Source organism: Candidatus Oscillochloris fontis, assembly GCF_004138135.1.
GTDB lineage: Bacteria > Chloroflexota > Chloroflexia > Chloroflexales > Chloroflexaceae > Oscillochloris > Oscillochloris fontis.
In genome coordinates, this window is sequence record NZ_RYFD01000004.1 from 17,348 (window position 1) to 37,167 (window position 19,820).

Annotated in this window: 11 protein-coding genes; 7 read left to right on the forward strand and 4 right to left on the reverse strand. The window is 60.7% G+C overall.

Translation table 11 applies throughout. The annotated features are described in order from the left end of the window. The first annotated feature begins 236 nt into the window (after positions 1-236). From EKD03_RS03010 to EKD03_RS03035, 6 genes are all read left to right on the forward strand, one after another. Positions 237-1,172 carry a DUF4007 family protein gene (locus EKD03_RS03010; protein ID WP_129627256.1) on the forward strand — a complete coding sequence of 312 codons (936 nt, stop codon included), beginning with the start codon at positions 237-239 and terminating at the stop codon, positions 1,170-1,172. Continuing rightward, entirely contained in the window at positions 1,165-4,575 is a 3,411-nt protein-coding gene (locus tag EKD03_RS03015; protein WP_129627259.1) for a hypothetical protein, read from the forward strand. The genes EKD03_RS03010 and EKD03_RS03015 overlap by 8 nt, the downstream gene beginning before the upstream one ends. A gap of 99 nt (positions 4,576-4,674) precedes the next feature. Then, positions 4,675-5,505, forward strand: a complete 831-nt coding sequence (locus EKD03_RS03020) for a phosphoadenosine phosphosulfate reductase family protein (RefSeq protein WP_129627262.1) — start codon at positions 4,675-4,677, stop codon at positions 5,503-5,505. Positions 5,506-5,672: 167 nt separating this feature from the next. Next, entirely contained in the window at positions 5,673-7,460 is a 1,788-nt protein-coding gene (locus EKD03_RS03025; protein ID WP_129627265.1) for a hypothetical protein, read from the forward strand. Positions 7,461-7,472: 12 nt separating this feature from the next. Then, positions 7,473-9,149, forward strand: coding sequence for a hypothetical protein (locus tag EKD03_RS03030; protein ID WP_129627268.1), 1,677 nt, complete (start codon positions 7,473-7,475; stop codon positions 9,147-9,149). Between the two features lie 185 nt (positions 9,150-9,334). Continuing rightward, entirely contained in the window at positions 9,335-14,563 is a 5,229-nt protein-coding gene (locus EKD03_RS03035; RefSeq protein ID WP_161569165.1) for a DNA translocase FtsK, read from the forward strand. Here EKD03_RS03035 and EKD03_RS03040 read toward each other — a convergent pair. The 3 genes from EKD03_RS03040 to EKD03_RS03050 are packed head-to-tail and all read right to left on the reverse strand — an operon-like array spanning position 14,517 to position 16,443. After that, positions 14,517-15,347 (reverse strand): DUF6544 family protein, encoded by an 831-nt coding sequence (locus EKD03_RS03040; protein ID WP_129627274.1) that lies wholly within the window; start codon positions 15,345-15,347, stop codon positions 14,517-14,519. The genes EKD03_RS03035 and EKD03_RS03040 overlap by 47 nt on opposite strands. Beyond that, positions 15,344-15,577, reverse strand: a complete 234-nt coding sequence (locus tag EKD03_RS03045) for a hypothetical protein (RefSeq protein WP_129627277.1) — start codon at positions 15,575-15,577, stop codon at positions 15,344-15,346. The genes EKD03_RS03040 and EKD03_RS03045 overlap by 4 nt, the downstream gene beginning before the upstream one ends. Continuing rightward, entirely contained in the window at positions 15,574-16,443 is an 870-nt protein-coding gene (locus EKD03_RS03050) for a hypothetical protein (RefSeq protein WP_129627280.1), read from the reverse strand. The genes EKD03_RS03045 and EKD03_RS03050 overlap by 4 nt, the downstream gene beginning before the upstream one ends. Before the next feature lie 148 nt (positions 16,444-16,591). On the opposite strand from EKD03_RS03050, the gene EKD03_RS03055 reads away from it, so the two are divergent. Next, complete coding sequence (locus EKD03_RS03055) at positions 16,592-17,206, forward strand: Uma2 family endonuclease (protein WP_129627283.1); 615 nt, start codon at positions 16,592-16,594, stop codon at positions 17,204-17,206. 16 nt (positions 17,207-17,222) lie between these two features. Here the strand turns inward: EKD03_RS03055 and EKD03_RS03060 are convergent, their stop codons facing one another. Then, a complete protein-coding gene (locus tag EKD03_RS03060) occupies positions 17,223-19,757 on the reverse strand; it encodes a winged helix-turn-helix domain-containing protein (protein WP_129627286.1) in 2,535 nt (844 codons plus the stop codon). Between the last annotated feature and the right edge of the window lie 63 nt (positions 19,758-19,820).

The following is a 19,820-nucleotide window of genomic DNA, read 5'->3' on the forward strand; positions in this document are numbered from 1 at the left end:
CGGCGCGGGGCTTCGACAAGCTCAGCCACCGCGCCGCTGGCTGAGCTTGTCGAAGCCGAGCTTGTCGAAGCCACCGCACCACATTTTTTACCCTAAAAAATCTGCGCAATCTGCGTAATCTGCGGACACTCCATCATCCCCCAGCGCAGGTGGTTTAACCATATTTTCATATTCCCATAGATGGGAATTTTGCGGTACAATGCTTGGTGGTACCCACATGCATCTACGGAACCGCCATGCTCGCCACCACCTTCGACCCAGCTCTGCTCAGCTTCAGTGGGCATGAGACCTTCATCTTACGTAGTCACTGGCTCAAAAAAGCCTACGATCTGCTCCGCACTCAGCCCGATCTCTTCTTCCTCGAAGATGCCTTTGTGCGCTTGGGGGTGGGCAAGAATATGGCCCACTCCATCCGCTATTGGGGCCGCGTCTGTCATGTCTTTGAGCGTAGTGAAGATGGCGCGAGCTATCGCCCCACGTGGCTGGGTGATGCGCTGCTTGCCGATGATCAGGGCTGGGACCCCTTTTTGGTGACGCCCACTAGCCGCTGGTTGCTGCACTGGCAGATCTGTGCCGGGTCTGCGGCGGTGTTTACGTGGTTCTTCACCTTCAACATGCTGCGGCGCGGAGAGTTTAGTAGCTCCCAATTGGCGCAGCAGGTGAGCCATGTGCTGGCGCAGATTGGGGCGAAGGTGCCTTCGGCGGCGACATTGGGGCGCGATATTGATTGTATGCTGCGTTGCTATGTGCGCCCCTCTGCGACGCTGCGCGGTGCGCCGCTTGAGGAATCTTTGCAGTGTCCGCTGCACGATCTGGAATTGATCCAGATCTTGCCCGGTCAGGGGACGTACCGCCTCGCCGGGGGCGCACACGCCGATCTGCCCGATCAGTTGGTGGCGCTCGCGGCATGGTTTCAGGCACGCCACCTGGGGCGGGCCACGCTGGCCTTTAATGATCTGGCGTATGCGGAACGTTCGCCAGGGCGGGTCTTTCGCCTGGATGAAGATTCGCTCTTGACCCGTCTGTTGCACATGGAGCAGATCACTCAGGGGCAGGCGACCTTCTCGGAGAGTGGCGGGATTCGGCAGTTGGCATGGCGCAACCTTGAGGATGCTGCGTATCCGCGTGAGCTGTTGCAGGCTGCGTTTGCCCAGGAGCGCCACTATGTCTGAACGCCGCCTCCCCATGGTTGCGCCGCGTTTTACCCGTGCGGTGCATATCCGCCGCGATTTCCGCGATCTGCGCTACCGCCTCGATGGCTACCACGTGACGCCGCTGGTGCGTCAGGTGGCGGGGCGCATCGTGGCGGGGCTGGCGGCGCAGAGTGGCGAGCGTGCCTTTTCGCTGATTGGCCCGTTTGGAGCCGGGAAGTCGGCCTTTGGCCTCTTTGTGGCCCACTTCCTCCAGCGCAAACCCGAATCGCGCCAGCATCTGCTCGATGCGCTGCATGTGGCCACGCCCGATCCGCTCTTGCCGCTGGCTGCGCCGCGCATGGTGGTGGCGCTGATTGCGGGCAACAATAGCTCGCTGCGCCACGCCATCCTGATGGGCATGCTGGAGGCGCTGGCCGATCCGCGTCTGCGTGCGCCGCAGCTTGATGATCTGCGTGAGCAGATTCGTCAGGCCAGCCGCGCTGAGAGCCTCGACCCGGAGCGGGTGGCGCAACTGGCCAGCCATGTGGCTGCTGCGCTGCGTTCGCATGGCGAATACCAGGGCTTGGTGCTGCTGATTGATGAGCTCGGTCAGTTTTTGGACTATGCGGCGCGCCAAGATGAGGAGCGCGATCTCTTTGTGTTGCAGAGTGTCGCCGAGGCGGCGGCGCGCAGTGGTGAAGATCGGCTGCTGGTGATCACGATTCTGCACCAGGCGTTTGAGCGCTACACGCTGAATGCGGGCCTCGCTCGGCGGATCGAGTGGGCCAAGGTGCAGGGTCGCTTTGTGGATCTGCCCTTCCAGGAACCCGCCAGCCAGATGGTGCGCATGGTGGCGCTGGCGCTGCGTCCGAGCGGCAAAGATCCCTATCAGGCGGCACGAGCGGTATGGGCGGAGCAGATGGCGGCGCAGAGCGAGGCGCTGGGCTTGCGCCCGGTGGAGATCGCGGCCCACGAGTGGCCCCAGATCTTGGCCGATTCTTATCCCATCCATCCCACCGTGCTGGTCGCGCTGCCGCAGCTCTTCCGCCAACTCGCGCAGAATGAGCGCTCGCTCTTCGCCTTTCTGCACTCGGATGAGCCGTGGGGCTTGCGTGATGCGCTTCAGGCAGAAGCTCCGCCCGCCACGCTGCCGATCTACCGCCTCACCCACCTCTACGCCTATGTTGAAGCGAGTCTGGGGCCGAGCCTCTTTGCGCGTGCGCGGGGCCAGCGTTGGGCCGAGTTGGCCGAGGTGCGCACGCTGTTGGGCAACGGCGATCCCGCGCTGCTCGATCTGCTCACGGTGATCGGGACGATTGGGGCGATGGAGCGCTCCTCTGGCTTGCGCGCCAGTCAGGCGATCCTCGCCTTTGCTTTGGATGCGGAGGTGAGTGATGGGCTGTTGGCGCTGCAAGCGCGGCGCATGATCACCTTCCGCCAGCACCGCGATAGCTACATTATTTGGGAAGGCAGCGATCTGGATCTGGAGGCGTTGACGCAGGTGGCGCGCCGCGATCTGGGTGAGCGGGCCACCCTGGCCGGGTTGCTGCAACACCACGCCGACACGACCCCGCGTGTGGCGCGGCGGCATAGTTACCGCAGCGGGGCTACCCGCCTCTTTGCGGTGCGCTATCTCGATGCGGCGCAGCTCGATGCGCCTCCCGCCCCGACGGCGGGCTGCGATGGCGAGGTGGTGCATGTTGTGCCTAATGACGATGACGATCTGCACCGTGCCGAAGCCTGGGCGCAGCAGGCGGCGCGCCGCGATGAGCCAGAACGGATTGCGGTGTTGCCCCAGCGCGTGCGCGAGTTGCGCAATGTGCTGCTCGATGTGGCTGCGCTGCGCCACTTGCTAGAGGAGCAGCCGGAGTTAGAACATGATCGCCCGGCGCGGCGTGAAGTGGCGGGACGGCTGATCGAGGCCCAGCAGACCCTGGCCGGGGTGATGAACGAGACCTACGCAGGGCGTCACGGGCGCTGGTTCTACCGCAGCCAGCCCCAGCCGATCTTCAGTGCCAGCCAGATTGATGATCTGCTCTCGCAGGCTGCCGACGCCACCTACCCGCAGACGCCACGGGTCTGGAACGAGTTGATCGTGCGCCGCCAACTCTCTTCGGCAGCGGCCAAGGCGCGCCGCAATCTGATCGAGGCCATGCTCGATCACCCCGACCAGGAGTTGCTGGGTATCCGTGGCTACCCGCCGGAGCGGGCGATCTATGCGAGTGTGCTGCGTATGAGTGGGCTGCACCGCCCCAATGCGGCTGGAGTGTGGGAGATCGGGCCACCCCCGGATGACGATCCGCTCCACCTACGCCCGGCGTGGTCGGCGCTGGAGGCGCTGCTGCTTGCCGAAGATGCGGAACCGCTGCCCCTAACCAGCCTCTTTGCCCGCCTTGAGGCCGCGCCGTTTGGGGTGAAGCCGGGGCTGATTCCGCTGCTCTTCATGGCCTTCTACCTCACCCGTGCGGGCGAGATCAACTTCTACGAGCGTGGCACCTTCGTTCCCGACCCCGACATGGCCACCTTCGAGCGGCTCTTGGCGCGCCCGGAGCCGTTTGGGGTACGCCTGTGCCGCGCCGACGGGGCGCGCTGGCAGGTCTACCAGCAGCTTGCCGCCGCGTTGGCTCCGGCGGCGCTCACCAAGCCGGTGCAACCGGCGCTGCTGGCGGTGGCCATCCCGCTGCTGCGCCAATACCGCCACCTGCCCGCCTACAGCCAGCAGACCAAGCGGGTGAGTCGGCAGGCGCAGGCCATCCGGCGGGCGCTGCGCGAGGCGCGTGCGCCCGATGAGTTGCTTTTTGAGCGCCTGCCCACCGCCTGCGATCTGCCTGCCTTCCGCGCCGATACCCAGGTGGATGCGCAACGGGTAGACGATTTTGTCAGCGCGGTGCTGGCGGGGATGCAGGAACTCCAACATGCCTACACGCACCTGATCGGCCAGATCGCGGCCCAGATTGAACGCGCCTTCGGCCTGCGCCAAGGATGTGCCGAGCTTCAGGCGCGCTACGATTTGATTGCCGAACGCAGCAACGATACCCAACTGCGCATGTTGGGGGTGCGCCTAGAGAACGCCAGCCCCGACGGGCATGCCTGGGTCGAGAGCATCGCCGCGCTGCTCGGCAAGCGGCCCCCGGAGCAGTGGGGGGATGACGATCTGCCCCGCTTTGAGGATGCGGTGGCCCAGTTGGGGCAACGCTTCCGCGCCGCCGAGGAGCTGGCCATCATCGCCCAGCGCGTCCCCGCCGAGGCGGCGCTCCTGCGGGTGGGCCTCTCGAACGGGCAGCACGAGCGCAGCCGGGTGCTGCACATGGACCAGACCGACCCCGCAGTGGCACGTTTGCGCAACGAACTGGGCGATCTGCTCCAGCGCCACCAGGGGCTGACGAGTGAGCAGCGGGCGGCGGCGCTGGCTGTTCTTCTGCAAGGCGTGTTAGAGGAGTAGGGGCGAAGCATCGCCCACCAATCGCCACCGTCTCCCCTGCCATCATGGTGGGCGATGCTTCGCCCCTACGGGATGATAAAGAAACCCGGAAGTACCCCCATGGACGACGAACGCATCATCCAGAGTTGGGCCGAGCGCCCTGGCCGTCATATTGTCAACCTGAGCGGCGGCAAGGACAGCACCGCGCTGGCGATCTTCCTGCGCGACAAGATCCCGCAGGTGGAGTACCTCTTTTGTGATACGCACAAAGAGCTGAGCGAAACCTACGAGTACCTAGATCGGCTCTCGGCCTACCTGCAACGCCCGATCATCAAGCTCAACGCCCAGCGCGGCTTCGACCACTGGCTCGATATGTATGGTGGCATGCTGCCCTCGGCGCAGGTGCGCTGGTGTACGCGCAAGCTGAAGATCGAACCCTTCGAGAACTACGTGGGCAGCGAGATCGTTTGGAGCTACGTGGGCATCCGCGCCGACGAAGCGCGCAGTGGCTATGTCTCGACCAAACCCAACATCCACCCGATCTTCCCCTTCAAGGAGTTCGGGTTGGGGCTGGGCGACATCGAGCGGCTTTTGGAGGAGAGCGGCCTGGGTCTGCCCAGTTACTACGAATGGCGCCAGCGCAGCGGCTGTTTCTTCTGCTTCTACCAGCGCAACAGCGAGTGGGTGGGCCTGATGGAGCGCCACCCGGAGCTTTTTGCGCAGTCCAAAGCCTACGAGAGCGAGCGTGGCGGCGAACAATTCACCTGGCGGCAGGGCGAGAGCCTGAGTACGTTAGAACAGCCGGAACGAGTCGCCCAGATTAAGCGCGAGCATGAGCGGCGGATGGCCCGCGAGCGTGCCAACCGCCCCGACCGCCCCTTGATCGAGGTGATCGGGGCGGCATTGGATGCCGAGGATGATGATCAGGGGTGCGATATTTGCCATTTGTAGGACGCTGCTTCCACTTGGGTGCAAGAGAAGCCTCATGTTGACGCAAAGGCGCAAAGACGCAAAGGTTTTGATGGGAGCCGATATGGATGGGGCTTTGCGCCTTGGCGCCTTTGCGTCAAAACCGCGATGCTAGGAGAAGCGCGAACATATTGTAGGAGGAGTTGGCTATGGCGAGTGTGAGCAATCCATTCGTTGACTACCTGAACCGCTACACCACTGCCTCGCCCGATCATGAGGCGGCCTTCGATGAATTTCTCTCCCAGATCGCGCCGCCCTCCGGCCAGCCGCTGCACCTCCCAACCCAGGTTGAGAACTTCCTCAACGTGAGTTTTGCCCAACCCGATCCGCCCTCGGTCATCCTGACCGGCAATGCCGGGGATGGCAAGACCTACCTGTGTCGCCAGATCATCAACGCTACCACCAAGCAGCCGCTCCACGATTGGGAGCGGCTCCAGCACGAGCCGATCATGCTCAATGGGAAGCGTCTCTATGTGATCAAGGATCTCTCCGAGTTGGGCGACGCCCAGGGTACGGCGCTGCTGCACCGCGTGGCCGCAACCCTCAGTGGGGAGAGCGAGGAGCGCTACCTGATCGCGGCCAACGAGGGGCGGCTGCGGGCGCTGGCCGGTAATGATGTCACACTCGCCCCTCTCTACAACCTGATCCACGACCAACTCACGTTGGGTGAAGCCAATGGGGCGCGAGTCTTGGTGATCAACCTGACCAAAGTGACCACCTCCTCGTTCGTGCGCAAAACCCTGGAGTGGATGACCGCTCCAGTTCACTGGCAGGCGTGTGATGGGTGTGAGAGCCGCGCTGCATGCCCGCTGGCCTACAATGCGCGCCAACTGAGCCAAAAACCCATTGCCGACCGCGTCCAGATGCTCTACCAACTCCTCGAACATCTGGAGATCCACGTCACCATGCGTGACATGCTCATCCACCTCGCCTATACCCTCACCGCCAACCAACGCTGCCAACACCTGCAACACATGCACGTGGCGCATCGGGATCTGAGTGCGCTGGTCTACTACGAAAATATCTGGGGCCACAATGGCCACCCCGACTTCCGGCGCAAGGCGAGTGTGGTGCAGCACCTAGAGCGTCTGCACATCGGCAACCACTCGCTCTTCGAGTTGGACAACTTCATTGTGAGTGGCGGCGAGAGCGCAGAGGAGCAGGAGCAGCATCAGCGACTCTTTCCTTCCGATGTAGATCTGAACCAGCGCCGGTTTGAGCAGGAGCGCCGTGCATACATTGAGGGTGGTGCCGAAACCGGGGCGCAGCAAGAAACTCCTATGCTCGCGTGGTTGCCCCACTGTCGGCGCAAACTCTTCTTCGAGTGGCACGCAAATCCACAGGTCAACCGGCTCATTCCCTTCCTCTTCTTGGCCGACTACCTCGATCTCCTTGAGAATGAACAGCGGCATAAAGAATCGATCCGCCGCGATCTGGTACTGGGCCTCAATCGCGCCTTCTCGCGGCTCTACCTGAATGAGCGCGACAACCTCTATATTACCAGCCAATACCTGCACAGTACCGAACAGCCGCGCCCACTCGTGCGCCTCACCATCCCCATTCAGGGCATTGATCTGCGGGTGGATCGGCGGAGACATGCTGCCTACAACTATGATCGTGCCGACCTCGCGTTGGTGATCGCGCCACCACCGGCGCTCACGATGCATGCCGGGGTGCCGCCCAAGCCAGAGAGTTGGCGCATGAACCTGCTGCTCTTCGAGTACCTCATGCGCCTCGCCCATGGCGGCACCTTCAATATTCTGGCCGAAGAGTGTGAACTGAGCGTGCGCAGCCTCAAAGATCGTCTGTTGCGTGCATTTGTGAGTGAAACAGCAGCTACGGATCGGATGGTTGAGTTCTTCGTAGCTGAACAGCGCCGCTATGCGTTGCGCAAACTCAGTATTGATGAGCAGGGTACTATTCGTGCTTCGTTCTGATGAGGTAACGCGATGACGAGCATCTATGGTGGGCCTGAAAGTACACAAAAAGAACAGTTCCCTATCGCAGCATGGATCTGGGGCCACCGGCTACGCACCGGCCAGACCTGGATCGAATATATGCTCGAATTTCTCAGCGTCCTCTCCGGCTATGATTACCAACTCGGTCGTGGTCTGCGTGGCGGCGATGCGGATCTCGCCTACTCCATCCCCAAGCGGCTGGGTCTGCGGCGCTTCATCTTCTACGATGGCCACGAGAAGAGCCGCGATAGTCGTGATACGCGTGCCCTCAACGAGTTGCGCGACCAACTCAGACGCACCATGCCCACGCTCAATGGCCATGCGGATGCCGACCTGATGGAGCAGGTGCGTTCGCTACTGCGCTCCTTCTCGGCCATTGAAGAGGCGCGCTCCTGGTATGCCAAGGCGCTGTTTCCAGTACACGAGGAGTTCTTGCTCTGGGAGGCGTTGCGCAAAGGCTCAACCAAGAACAACTATACCGCCTCGGTTGACGATCTCGAACTGTCCAGCCTCGATAAATCCATGGATTTCCGCGCCCGCAACTTCTTCGCCCGTGGCGGTGAGATCTACTACCTCATCCTCTCCGCCGGTACCGAGCATGACCCGGAGTTGCGTAGCCGTATTGGCGAGCGGCTGCACCACCTGCTCACCAACCACAACACCACTCTGGGCCAGATCGCCCAGATCATTGACCGCACATGGAGCGATCTGGCACTCAATAGTGATCACGAGGGTATGATCACGGGCAAACTGGGCTGGATTCTCGATCCCCAATGCGCACTCTATCGCCAAATTGCCGAGGATCTGGATACCTTCCTCGATAACCAACTCGATTCGCTCGAATGCCTAGAGCTACTCGCCCACCTGATCAGTTTTCACATGCTGCTCTACATTTACCACCGTGCCCACCCGGCCAGCCACCCCGAAGGCCATGCGGCGGGGAGTTGTATTGAGGCGTGTCGTCCGGAGTTGCTAATAGATGTGCTGGGCGAGCAGGATGGCGGCATTATGCGCAACCAATCGGCGCGCAGCCTGCGCCAGCACGAGGATTGGCAACTTCAGCAGGCGTACAGTTTCATTAACCAGAAGATTAGTACCTGGGTCAATCAATATGCGGGTGCTCCCGATCTGCACGAGCGGCTTGATGAAGAGATTCGCCAATTTTTCAGTACCAGTGGTCGCAAGATCAAGCAAGACTATGACGCGCAGATCAAGGCAGTCGAGCGAAAATACGATCCAACCGCAACGGATCGTGATCTCCTGATCCAAATCTACAGCCAGACCGTCTTTAGCGTACTCGAATCGGAATTCCGCAAGAACTTCCTCAGCGTCCACCGCAAGATCGGGCGCGCCATTGGCATGATCGCGCCGCGCAAGGGGCCGCAGCCGCGCTTTGTTTTGGGCGATACGCTGCTCAAAACGCTGATTATGGCGCTCTTGCCGCGCAACGCCCCGCCCATCCCCTTCGGGACGCTGCTCGAACGGCTCTACGAGCGCTATGGCATCATCATCGGGCCGGGTGAGGTGAGTAAGGCCGGGTTGTTGGAGCGCCTGCGTATCAACGAGGAGTACTACACCCGCAACCGCGATGCCCTGCGCGACCGCATGTTGCGCGCTGGGTTGCTTCAGCACTATTCGGATGCAACGGCATTGGTGCAGCGGGGTTAATTGGGTAGCTCAAAGCCCCTTGTTGACGCAAAGGCGCAATGACGCAAAGGTTTGTTCGTGTGAAAACATTCTGCGATGCGCCGTATGGCTTCGACAAGCTCAGCCATCGGCGCGGTGGCGGTGGCTGAGCCTGTCGAAGCCACCGCCAGCGTCTTTGCGTTAAACCTTGGATGCAAGGAGAAGTTATGCCTGAGAATACCGATTCCATAATCGCCGCTGCGCTGCGCCGCTATCTGGCGACAAAGATCCGTGCCTCCGCCAATACCCGCACCTTCTTCCGTATCTCCGGCTTCCGCGAAGCGGTCTACCAGGAGTTGCTCGCTGCATTAGCGCAAACAGCATGGCGGCTTGCCGAGAAGGATCTACTGGTATGTAGTATTGATCCCATCCCCGGCTATCCTGAACAGGCGCTCCCAGCGCACCGCTCGGCCACATGGTACCGCAACACGGTGCAGGATGGGCAGGCGCTCATCCTCATCCAGAACCGCCGCAGTACCGATGCCCAGAGCCTCAAGGATCTCTTCTCGGTTACGGAAATGACCATCTCGCAGGATGGGATTCATGCGCTGCTCGATACCTGTTTCACCCACTACCAACTCAACACCGAGGCCAATCAGCGCGACGGGATCATCCAATTTGTGCGCCGCTTTGCCAAGGTGATCCACGAGCCACAGTTGCGCGATCTGGTCGAGTTTTTGGTCGAGGTGGATCGCAGCATGGCCGAGCAACCCGGTATGGATGTGCAGCATGCTCTGGTTGGTGCGCTGCCCTGGCTGGGACTCTTCCGCTGCAAAGAGCTGGCGACGGTGAAGAGTGGCCACAGCGACAAGCTCCTGCGCCAAGTCTGGAATGCTGCCCGCATTGGTGACGAGGTGCTGGAGGAACGTCAGTATAGCGACTATCTGGAGCGTCTTCAGCATGCAACTTTCGACGATCTGAATGGCGCTTCGGCTGCCCAGAAGCGCCACTTGCTGGCGCGTTTCATTGCCGGTGAACTGCGCAACGACCGCGATGCGCAGTTGGAGGTGCTGAAGATTGATTGGGAAGAGATCAAGCAGATCATCCTGAGCAAGACGCGCAATACCGCCCAGCAGAAGTTGGCGACGCTGGCTACCCAAATCCAGGTGTTAGCCGAAGAAGAGCGGCTGGGTGGTGACGATGTTCAGGAGGTACTTGATGACCTGCGCAATAGTACCGAACCCGATCCAGAGACGCTTGACCGACTGCTGATCGAGCAGGGCGATGCGCTGCCCAAAAAACTGAAGACCGATCTCCAGCGGCTGGTCAAACCGCGTACCCAACGCCACACCGATTTCCTCGTCGGGGTGGTGAGTGTGGCCCTAACGCTACTCGCTCCGCACCAGCATGATCTGGTAGCCGGAACACGGCTCCAGGTGCAGGTCAATCTGCGGGGGGCCAAGAAGAGTGAGCACCTCAATGAAGCCTGTGCCACCTTCCGCACCCTCTATGGGGGCATCGAGAAGGCATGGAAACAACTAGATTGGGATCTTCAGGCGCTCTGGGATCAGAGTGAGCAAGAGCCGAGTGGAGAAGAGGAAGAGGGCCAGAACGAGCCTGAACAGGAGCGCGAGATCCGTCAGGAGATTCCCTTCCGCCTCATCCTGCTGGGGCCGGACGGGAAGGAGCGTAGCCGTGCCGAGTTGATCTGGATCTACCGCGCCGATAGCCCCGCCGGGGCCACCCACCAGACCTTGGCCGCCGAGCGCAGGCAGATTGGTGCCAGCGAGCCATTGCGGCTGCGCGTGCCGGTCTTCAACACCTGCCCGGAGAGTAGCGTGATTGATGATCTGGACATCAGCCGCCCGGTTCGTTCCTTTGGCGCATGGTTTGAGCAGGCCAATAGCCTCGCCGATCTACTCGAACGTAGCCTGCACAAGCGGGTACAACCGGGTGTATGGCAGGTGGTGAGCGAGGCGCTGCGCAACCTCGAACATGCCTGGGCCGCCTTGGTGCAATCCAGCCAGCAGGGCTTGCTGGCTACAGATCTGGAGCCGCTGCTGCACGCCTACGAGCACCTGCTAGATCGGGTGATTAGCAACTTTCAGAGTGGCAACGAGATCAGCTATGGCTATCGTGTGCTCAACCAAGCCTGGATGATCAGCCACCCCCACGAACCCAACTGGGCGCTGATGCCGCTCTTCCACCCGCTCAAACTGCTCTGGTGGCGCGAGCGCAGCCGCTACTTCAGCCAGATCCTGAGCCACCTGCTCGATCCCGCCACGCCCGCCACCATTGTGGACGAGCCGCGCTTCCGGCGCGAACTGCGGGCCACCTATGGCTCAAGTGGCTTCCCACCGCTCATCGCGCTGCCATTCAAGGACGGGAAGCCCGCCGAGTACTTTGTCGCCGCCGAAGAGAGCGATGGCTACGAACTCTTCTTCCGCGAAGCGCAACGCACCGATGCGTTTGGGATGGAGAGTGAAGACTCGGATGACGAACAGGAGATCGCTGCCCAACGTGCCGTTGAGGGCATTACGGCGGTGATTCAAGACTACATCGAGACCTACCCGTTTGTGCGCGATGGCCTCGAAATCCTCCTCTTTGAGTGCCGCAACGGCGCACTGCCCGGTCTCCTCATTGAGCGCCTGCATCAGATCGGCAAGCGCCGCGATTGGCATGTGCGCATCAACATGGTGGTGCATACCACTGATCGCGGTGCGCCGATCTTCCGCCGCGTCAGCGAGTGGGTGGAGCGTGAGCGCCTGCCGAGTAGCCGCGAGGCGCGTACCTACTTCCCTTCGATTACCCTACAGGTGATGCAAGAATCTTCCCACACCGCCCTCTTCCAGCGCTGCGCAGATAGCGATCTGATCATCTTGGCCGATGTCTTGGCCGAACGCGGCCAACGGATGAGTGCCAAGATCGATCCCGACCTCGCTACCGATCTGCCCAGTATGGGCTATCTCCCCACCTACCGAGCGCAGCAGGAACCCTTCCAAGTGGGTGAACTCCAGCGCAACTTGTTGCTCACCCCGCCCCACCAGCCGCGTATGAGTCGCCTCTTCATGCTCAGCCAGTATGCGGCCATCGAGCGCCGTAAAGTGCAACTCGACCAGCAGGCCCGCTTCTACCGCGAGATGAGCCTGGAGGCATGGCAGCCGGAGATTAGTGCCATGCATGACCACTTCAACTGGGTGGTCTGCTACGACCCGACGATTGACCGCTTCTTGATCGAGAGTACCTTCCCCGATCAGGTGCAACTCATCCGCTACTCGCTGGGCCTCGGTGCCAAACGCCAACACAACCTGACCGTCTCTTCCTCCCATAAAGCTCAGGACATTGTGGTACGTCGCTTGGCCGCTCGCTTGGCGCAGATGTTGGAGCACCACGATTCGTCCGATTTCCTCCAGCATGTGGCCCAGCGTTTGGTGGAAGAGGCCAAGCTGATTTCGGGCGATATTGTGCTGCGTGCGGCTGGGCCGGGTATGTTCCTCAACGAACTGATTGGCCTGGTGAGCGCCAAATTTGCTACCGAGGAGCGCTACCGTAGCAGCAATCCCGACACCCTCAGCACCTGGATTCTGCTCGATGATGTGGAACACTGGTTTAGTGGCAAATTCCCCGACCTGCTCTTTGTTGCGATCTCCGCGAGCGAGAACGGCCAACTCAAGCTACACCTAGAGGTGATCGAGGCCAAATGTATTGGCGTACAAGCCTTTGATGCCGAAGCGCGTGACGCCCAACACCAAGTATTGAAAGGCATACAACGCATTGGAAGCGCCTTCGCCAGTGGTGCGCAGCATCTTGACGCCCTCAACTGGTACGATCAACTCTACCGTGCCATCGTTGGCAACCTTCAGGTCGAGATCGCCCAGGAAGAGGTGTGGAAACTCTTCCGTGAACACCTGCACCAAGGAGCCTTCGAGCTTGATCTGAGTGGCCACACATGGGTCTTCTGCTACGATAGCCAAGCAGAAATTACCAACGGCCCCAGTGAAGATCACTTCGGCAAGGGCGAGAGCGATCTACCCCTCCTGGCCCATCACTACGGGCGCAACGAACTATGTGCGCTGCTACGTCGCCTGATCGAGCACCACACTGGGCCTAGCCCGCATCCAGAGTTGTGGATACCGCGCCAGGCAGTAGCGACGCAAGATGTTGCGTCGCTACCGGGGACGCAAGATGTTGCGTCGCTACCGGGGACGCAAGATGTTGCGTCGCTACCGGGGACGCAAGATGTTGCGTCGCTACCGGGGACGCAAGATGTTGCGTCGCTACCGGGGACGCAAGATGTTGCGTCGCTACCGGGGACGCAAGATGTTGCGTCGCTACCGACACAACCGCCCCCACCCGACAAAACCGTAACCGAACACGAATCCGAATGGGTAGCCAACAAAGCCCGCGACCTTGAACGAGTCCTGCGGCGGCGCGGCATCCAGATCATGAAGATCAACCCCGCCGACGCCGATGTTGGCCCCAGCATCGTGCGCTTCAAGTTCCGCTTGGCCGGTAACGAGTCGCTCAAAAAGGTGCAGGCGATGGCCGAAGATCTGGCCCGCGACTTGGCGCTGCCGGGGACACCCATCATTGATAACATCAGCCGCAGCACCTTTGCCGGGATTGATATTCCCCGCGAGCGGAGCGAAACCATCCCACTGCGCCCGCTGCTTGATGCGTTGGGGCAACCCGGCTCGGCTGAGTTACCCATCATCCTCGGCAAGACCCCCGATGGTAGCCTCATCTGCGAGGATCTGGCCGATTTCCCGCACCTGCTGGTGGCTGGCGCAACCGGATCGGGCAAGTCGGTCTTTTTGCGTAGCCTCCTACTCAGCCTGCTCACCCAGTATCGCCCCGGCGGCCTCGAACTGCTCATCGTTGACCCCAAACGCACCGACTTCACCTTCTTCAACCGCTTGCCCTACCTGCGTGGGGGTAAGGTGATCGTGGATGGCAACGAGGCCCGCACAGCCCTGCTCGAACTCGCCCGCAGCGAGATGCAGCGCCGCCAAGACCTGATCGCCAACCGCAGTATGCGCATGAAGGAATTTAACCAGCGTTACCCCGACGAAGCCCAACCGCCCATTGTGGCCCTGATTGATGAGTATGCCCTACTCACCAACATGATGGACAAAAAAGATCGCGAATCCTTTGAACAAGATCTCATGATCCTCGCTGCTGCCTCGCGGGCGGTCAGCATCCACCTGATCATTGCCACCCAACACCCCAGCGCCGAGATCGTCACCTCCAAACTCAAAGCCAACCTCGATGCGCGCATCGCCTTCAAAGTGGCGACCAACACCAACTCGCGGGTGGTGCTGGACACACCGGGGGCCGAAAATCTACTGGGCAATGGCGATATGCTCTTCCGGCGCAAGAGCGGCGAGATTGTCCGCATCCAAGCGCCATTTATGGACGAGATGGCGATGATGGAGTATTTGAAACAGATTGGGTGACGTTATACTCCACCTCACGCACCTCCATGTAGGCGTAGGAAAACTCGCCACTTGGTAGGTGCCAGTGTGCTTCACCGTGCGGCATGAGGTGGCCATTCACCATCTGCCAGCCACTCACCGGGGTGGACCAGCGCACGAACTCGTAGCTCTGGCCATTCGTGGTGCGCGAGCGGTCATCCGAGTAGAAGTTGCGCAACGCGCCGTTGGCATCGAAACTCAGTACCGCATGAATGGTGTTGCCCGCATTCGTGAAGGTTGCCCGCACTGTTTGGGGGTCAAGTTCCTCCCACACAATCTGGGGGTCAATCAGGGTGGCCGGAGCCAGCAGACACATATCGTTAAAGAGTGTCACCGTCTCGCCACGATCCATCTCTGGCCCGCGTGCATTCACGATCCTCAAGAGCGTCGCAATCTTCACCTCAAAGGTTGCGTGCGGGCCAATGTAGCGGTGGTACGCCTGCACAGGCACCCCAAACATCGTCGTATCCACCAGAAACAGGCGTGTATGTGGGCCAACAAAACTCTGCTGATCAATCTCCACCTGCATCCAGCCATCATTGGGGCCATTACGCAACCCTCCGCGCATCTGGAGCCGGTAGTTGCTCACCCGTGGCTGGCCCACCACCCCGGCAAAGCGGAGATACTGCTGCACCGCCGTTGGCAGATGTGCCAGATCAGCCTCGGTCACTATCTCGGTCTGATTGGTGTGGCTGGCCATCCCGGCGGCCACATCACGCCCGTACTGAGCGCGGTAGCTCCAGGGGGCCACGAGTAGATACTTCATAATGCACCTTCGGTTTCCATCATCAACATACGCAACACACACCCACGGTTATGCAGATGGCGAATAATCCCAATCATGCCCGCCTGATCGGTGCGCAGATGGCTCAGTGTTGTCACGGTGTCACCAAGCACCATACGTGTCTCAGGCGGGCAGCAGGCCGCCAGAAAATCTGCGTCTAAGCGCCCCAGCACCTCGATGTGGTAGTTGTGGATACATGCTGCGCTGTTCATGGCTGTTCCTTGATATGGCCAAAGATCTGCCCTAACAAAACCGCCGCCACGAGACTCAGTACGACAAAGGGGGCGACATAACTGGCATACTGCGCCGGGGTAAGGATGATCCCGTCTAACGCCTGCATAATGGACTGACTAGCAACAACAAACCCAATACTCACATTCAGGCTGAGCAGAATCGCGGCCAGCAACGTCCCTAGCGGCTTTGCCTGCCAAACCAGCACCATCGCCAACCATGCCGCAGGCAGAATGATGCCCAGATCCAGCACATAGGTCGCCTCGGTGTGGTAATGGCCCAGATGCGCTGGCACCTGCTGTGTCACCATACTCACCACAATATCCACGATCCAGATCGCCAGCGACATCCCCGCGAGGAAGAGAAACCCACTCAACCAACGCCGAGGCAAGCGCGGGTTGGTCTGCTGCGCCAATGCAGCCAGATCTATCGAGCGGAATGCCAGCACAAAGCTGAAGAAACTCAACCCGGCACAACCGATATAGACCAGCAGCAACGGGTTGTAGACCGCACCGAGGGCTAACGAGGTGGCATTGTAGAGCGTATAGGCCAGCATACAGGTCAGGAAGATGCGTGTACGCATGCCGCCACGCACATCCAACCAGATCGCCAGCAACAACGCAGGCAGCGCCAAAAAGAGCGTAATCGCATCGGTGCCGCGCAGAATAGGGGCCTTGAAGGCCGAATCATGGGCATAGATCCCGTGCCCATAGATCGCAACCTCCTGCCCATACTGATTCACAAATATGGACGGCCCTGGCCCACCAGTGCTAAAGAGTCCCATTCCGGCATAGCTGGCTACCAGCAGGGCAATCAGGAGGCTCATCCATCGCAGGGGGATATTCATCGGGGTACTCCTCTCGTGATCTATTCCCCCCTAGTATAGATAGGCACATCAAAACAAGGACTACATACCAATGTAGTCCTTGATGTAGCCACCTCTCCGTGCTACAATTGAAGAACCTCCCCCAAAATAATCAATGCGAGGTTCTTCTATGACTGCCCAACCCAAACCCACGATCAGCGAAGAGATGTACCTTGAAGCTGAACGTACCAGCCCCAAAAAACACGAATATTACGCTGGTGAAGTCTATGCAATGGCAGGTGCAAGCGAACAACACAACATCATCGCCATGAATGTTGCGGCACTCCTGCATGCCCTGTTGCGTGGGCGTTCATGTCGGGCGTACCCTAGTGATATGCGTGTCAAGATCATCAAGACTGGCCTCTATACCTATCCTGATTTCACCATTGTATGTGGCCAATCCCAATTTATTGATTCTGAAAAACGCGATACCCTGATCAATCCTACAGTTATCATCGAAATTCTTTCGCCCTCTACAGAGCGCTATGATCGTAGTCTCAAATTTCAGCACTACCGTACACTCGATTCGCTCCAAGAATATATCCTCATCGCGCAAGATCGCTATCATATTGAACGCTTTGTGCGTCAAGAAAACAATGAATGGCTGCTATCCGATGCTTTTGGTCGTACAGAGAGCATTCCAATAGCCGCCATTCAGGCTCGTTTGCGCCTAGAAGATGTCTACGAACAAGTCACGATGGCCTCAAATATGCTGAACATGTACCCGCATCCTGATCAAAGTTGATGCAGATCCCGCTGCCCTACACGTACCCCAACGCCCGCGCCCGCTCTATCGCCTGTACCTGCTTGTTCACCCCCAGCTTGCTGTACAGCCCCTTGATGTGGTAGCGCACCGTGTTGACACTCACCACCAACTGTGCGGCAATCTGGGTGTAGCTGTAGCCCGCCGCTAACAACCGCAGCACCTCGATCTCGCGTTCGCTCAGTGGCTCCACCAGCGCACCGGGGCTGGGTGTCGTCAACACCAACCGATCATCCACAAAACTGCGCTGATACCCCTCACTCGCCCCTAGCTGCCGCGCACGCTCCAACCACGCCGTTCCACCCCCGGCTTGCGCACCCAGGATCAGGGCGTGGATTAGGCTCCCGTGGCGTTGCCCCTGCTCCGCCGCCGCGCAGATCCGTTCCGCCAGACTCAGCCCATCCGGGTGTTGGCTGGCCACCATCCAACGCAGCCACGCCAAATGCAACCGCTCACTCTGCTGGCTGACCGGCGCATCCGCAGCGATGCCGCTGCTCCGCAAGCATGCTGCGGCCTCGTCGAGACGCTGCTGGGCCACCAGCAACGCCACCTTCCCCACCAGCCAGTCGCTACGCACCCACCCCGGTACCCCCTGCGCCAAAAGTGCCTCGGCCTCCCCCAGATTCTGCGCCGCTGCTGCCAGATCGCCCGCGCCCTGCTGGAACCGCGCCAAGTGAATCTTGCCATACGCCAACGAGGCGGTATGACCGCTCAGGGTCGCTAGGTGTATCCCGCGTTGCAGGGTTTCTCGCGCTGCCTCCAACCGCCCCCACTCGTAATAGACCTGAGCGAGAGCAATGTGAACCGCCCCCACCATAAATGGAGCCGTCTCCAGCGCTGCGGTCTGAGCCAGCGCATCTTCGGCAATGCGCACGAAGAAGTGCAGTTGCCCGCTCTGAAGCGTGAGTAGCGCCAGGTGGGCCACGGCCAACATCGCGGTGACGTGATCCCCAATCTGTTGCCCGGTCTGGATGGCGCGCTGGAGGTGCGCAATGGCGCTCGCAAACGCCCCCGTCTGCCGCTGGGCCGCCCCCATCGCCAGTGCGATCAGGGCGCTGAGGCGCAGATCACCGACCGGGGCTAAGCTACGTGCCTCTTCTGCCAAGGCCAGTGCCTCCGCCACCTGCCCGCGCATCTGAGCCAGATTGGCGTGTAGCGCCAGCATATTGGCGCGCAACATCGGCTGATCGGCTGCCGATTGCGTGATCATCGCTTGGGCCACGGCCACATAGGGTTCGATCTGCTCGAAGCGCCCCCGCAGCAGCGCCGCCCATGCAAACCCCAAGCTGGTACGCGGGCTGCTCGCGTGCCACTCGGCGGGGAGGCGCTGCATCCAGCGCTCCATGCTCCGCGCATACCCCTGGTTGATCAGCCACCAGTGGTGCGCTTCGAGTAACTCCACCACCTGGGGGTAGTCGGCGGCGGCAAGGCTGTGCTCAATCGCCAATGCGGGGAGATCGTGAGCGGCATGCCACGCACTCGCCCGTTGGTGCAACGCAACAATCCGTTCGGGGTAGGTACGCCGCAGTTGGTGGTGCAGCAATTCACCAAACAGGTGGTGGTAACGGTACCAGTGTCCGCCATCATCAAGCGGAATAATGAACAGATTGGCCCGTACCAGCCGCTCAAGCAACTCGGCACTATCCTTGCGCCCCGTCAGCGCCACACACAGATCGCCACTCAATTGGTGCAGCATCGCCGTCAGCAGCAGAAACTCCTGCACATCAGCCGCTTGGGTCTTGAGCGCCTCTTCGGTCAGGTAGGCGAGAATAAAGCGGTGTGTCCCGCTCAGAGACTCCACAAACGCACGCGGATTGGTGTGGCCCTGAAGCGACAACCCCGCCAACTGAAGCCCCGCAGGCCAGCCCTCGGTGCGCTCGGTCAGGCGCGCCACATCCGCATCACCCAGATCTAGCCCCAGGGCATGCAAAAAGGCCCGACTCTCAGCCAACGAGAAGCGCAGATCCGCCGCCCGGATCTCATTCAACAACCCGTGCGCCCGCAGCCGCGCCAACGGCAAGGGCGGGTCCTCGCGGGTGATCAGGATCAGGTGCAGGTTGGTCGGGTGCTGGCTCAGAATAGCCGTGAGGATGTCGAGGATGCGCTGATCCTGAAGATGCTGCACGTCATCCAAGACCAGGATGCGCGGGCTAGGTAGTTCAAGCAGGGCATTGATCAGCGTGGTGCGCAGAATCTCATCTGGAGGCAGTTGTTCAGCCTGAAGTGCGGCAAAGAGATCGCTACAGAAGGTAGATTCGTGCTGGCGCAATGCAGCAACGAAGTAGCGCAAAAAGCGCCCCGGATCATCGTCGGCCTCTTCCAACGCCAACCATGCGGCTGGGTGGCTCGGCGCGTGGGGGCCAAAGAGCCAGCCGCTGATCAGCACGCTCTTGCCATACCCCGCCGGGGCCGACACCAGCGTCGCTGCCCCTCGCAGCCCCATGTTGAGGAGTGCGTGTAACCTGGGCCGCTCGATCTCGCTTGGCGGGCGGGCCGGGGGGAAGAACTTGGTGTTGAGTAGGCGTTGGTGCATGGCCACCTTCGGTGGGGGTTCGGGGGCGGCGCAGCCGCATAGGCATTCGGTTACGCGTCGTAT

Excerpts from the sequence above, each read along its gene's own strand:
- EKD03_RS03010 (WP_129627256.1), top strand. The coding sequence starts at position 237 with ATGCTCGCCACCACCTTCGACCCAGCTCTGCTCAGCTTCAGTGGGCAT.
- EKD03_RS03015 (WP_129627259.1), top strand. The coding sequence starts at position 1,165 with ATGTCTGAACGCCGCCTCCCCATGGTTGCGCCGCGTTTTACCCGTGCG.
- EKD03_RS03020 (WP_129627262.1), top strand. The coding sequence starts at position 4,675 with ATGGACGACGAACGCATCATCCAGAGTTGGGCCGAGCGCCCTGGCCGT.
- EKD03_RS03025 (WP_129627265.1), top strand. The coding sequence starts at position 5,673 with ATGGCGAGTGTGAGCAATCCATTCGTTGACTACCTGAACCGCTACACC.
- EKD03_RS03030 (WP_129627268.1), top strand. The coding sequence starts at position 7,473 with ATGACGAGCATCTATGGTGGGCCTGAAAGTACACAAAAAGAACAGTTC.
- EKD03_RS03035 (WP_161569165.1), top strand. The coding sequence starts at position 9,335 with ATGCCTGAGAATACCGATTCCATAATCGCCGCTGCGCTGCGCCGCTAT.
- EKD03_RS03040 (WP_129627274.1), bottom strand. The coding sequence starts at position 15,347 with ATGAAGTATCTACTCGTGGCCCCCTGGAGCTACCGCGCTCAGTACGGG.
- EKD03_RS03045 (WP_129627277.1), bottom strand. The coding sequence starts at position 15,577 with ATGAACAGCGCAGCATGTATCCACAACTACCACATCGAGGTGCTGGGG.
- EKD03_RS03050 (WP_129627280.1), bottom strand. The coding sequence starts at position 16,443 with ATGAATATCCCCCTGCGATGGATGAGCCTCCTGATTGCCCTGCTGGTA.
- EKD03_RS03055 (WP_129627283.1), top strand. The coding sequence starts at position 16,592 with ATGACTGCCCAACCCAAACCCACGATCAGCGAAGAGATGTACCTTGAA.
- EKD03_RS03060 (WP_129627286.1), bottom strand. The coding sequence starts at position 19,757 with ATGCACCAACGCCTACTCAACACCAAGTTCTTCCCCCCGGCCCGCCCG.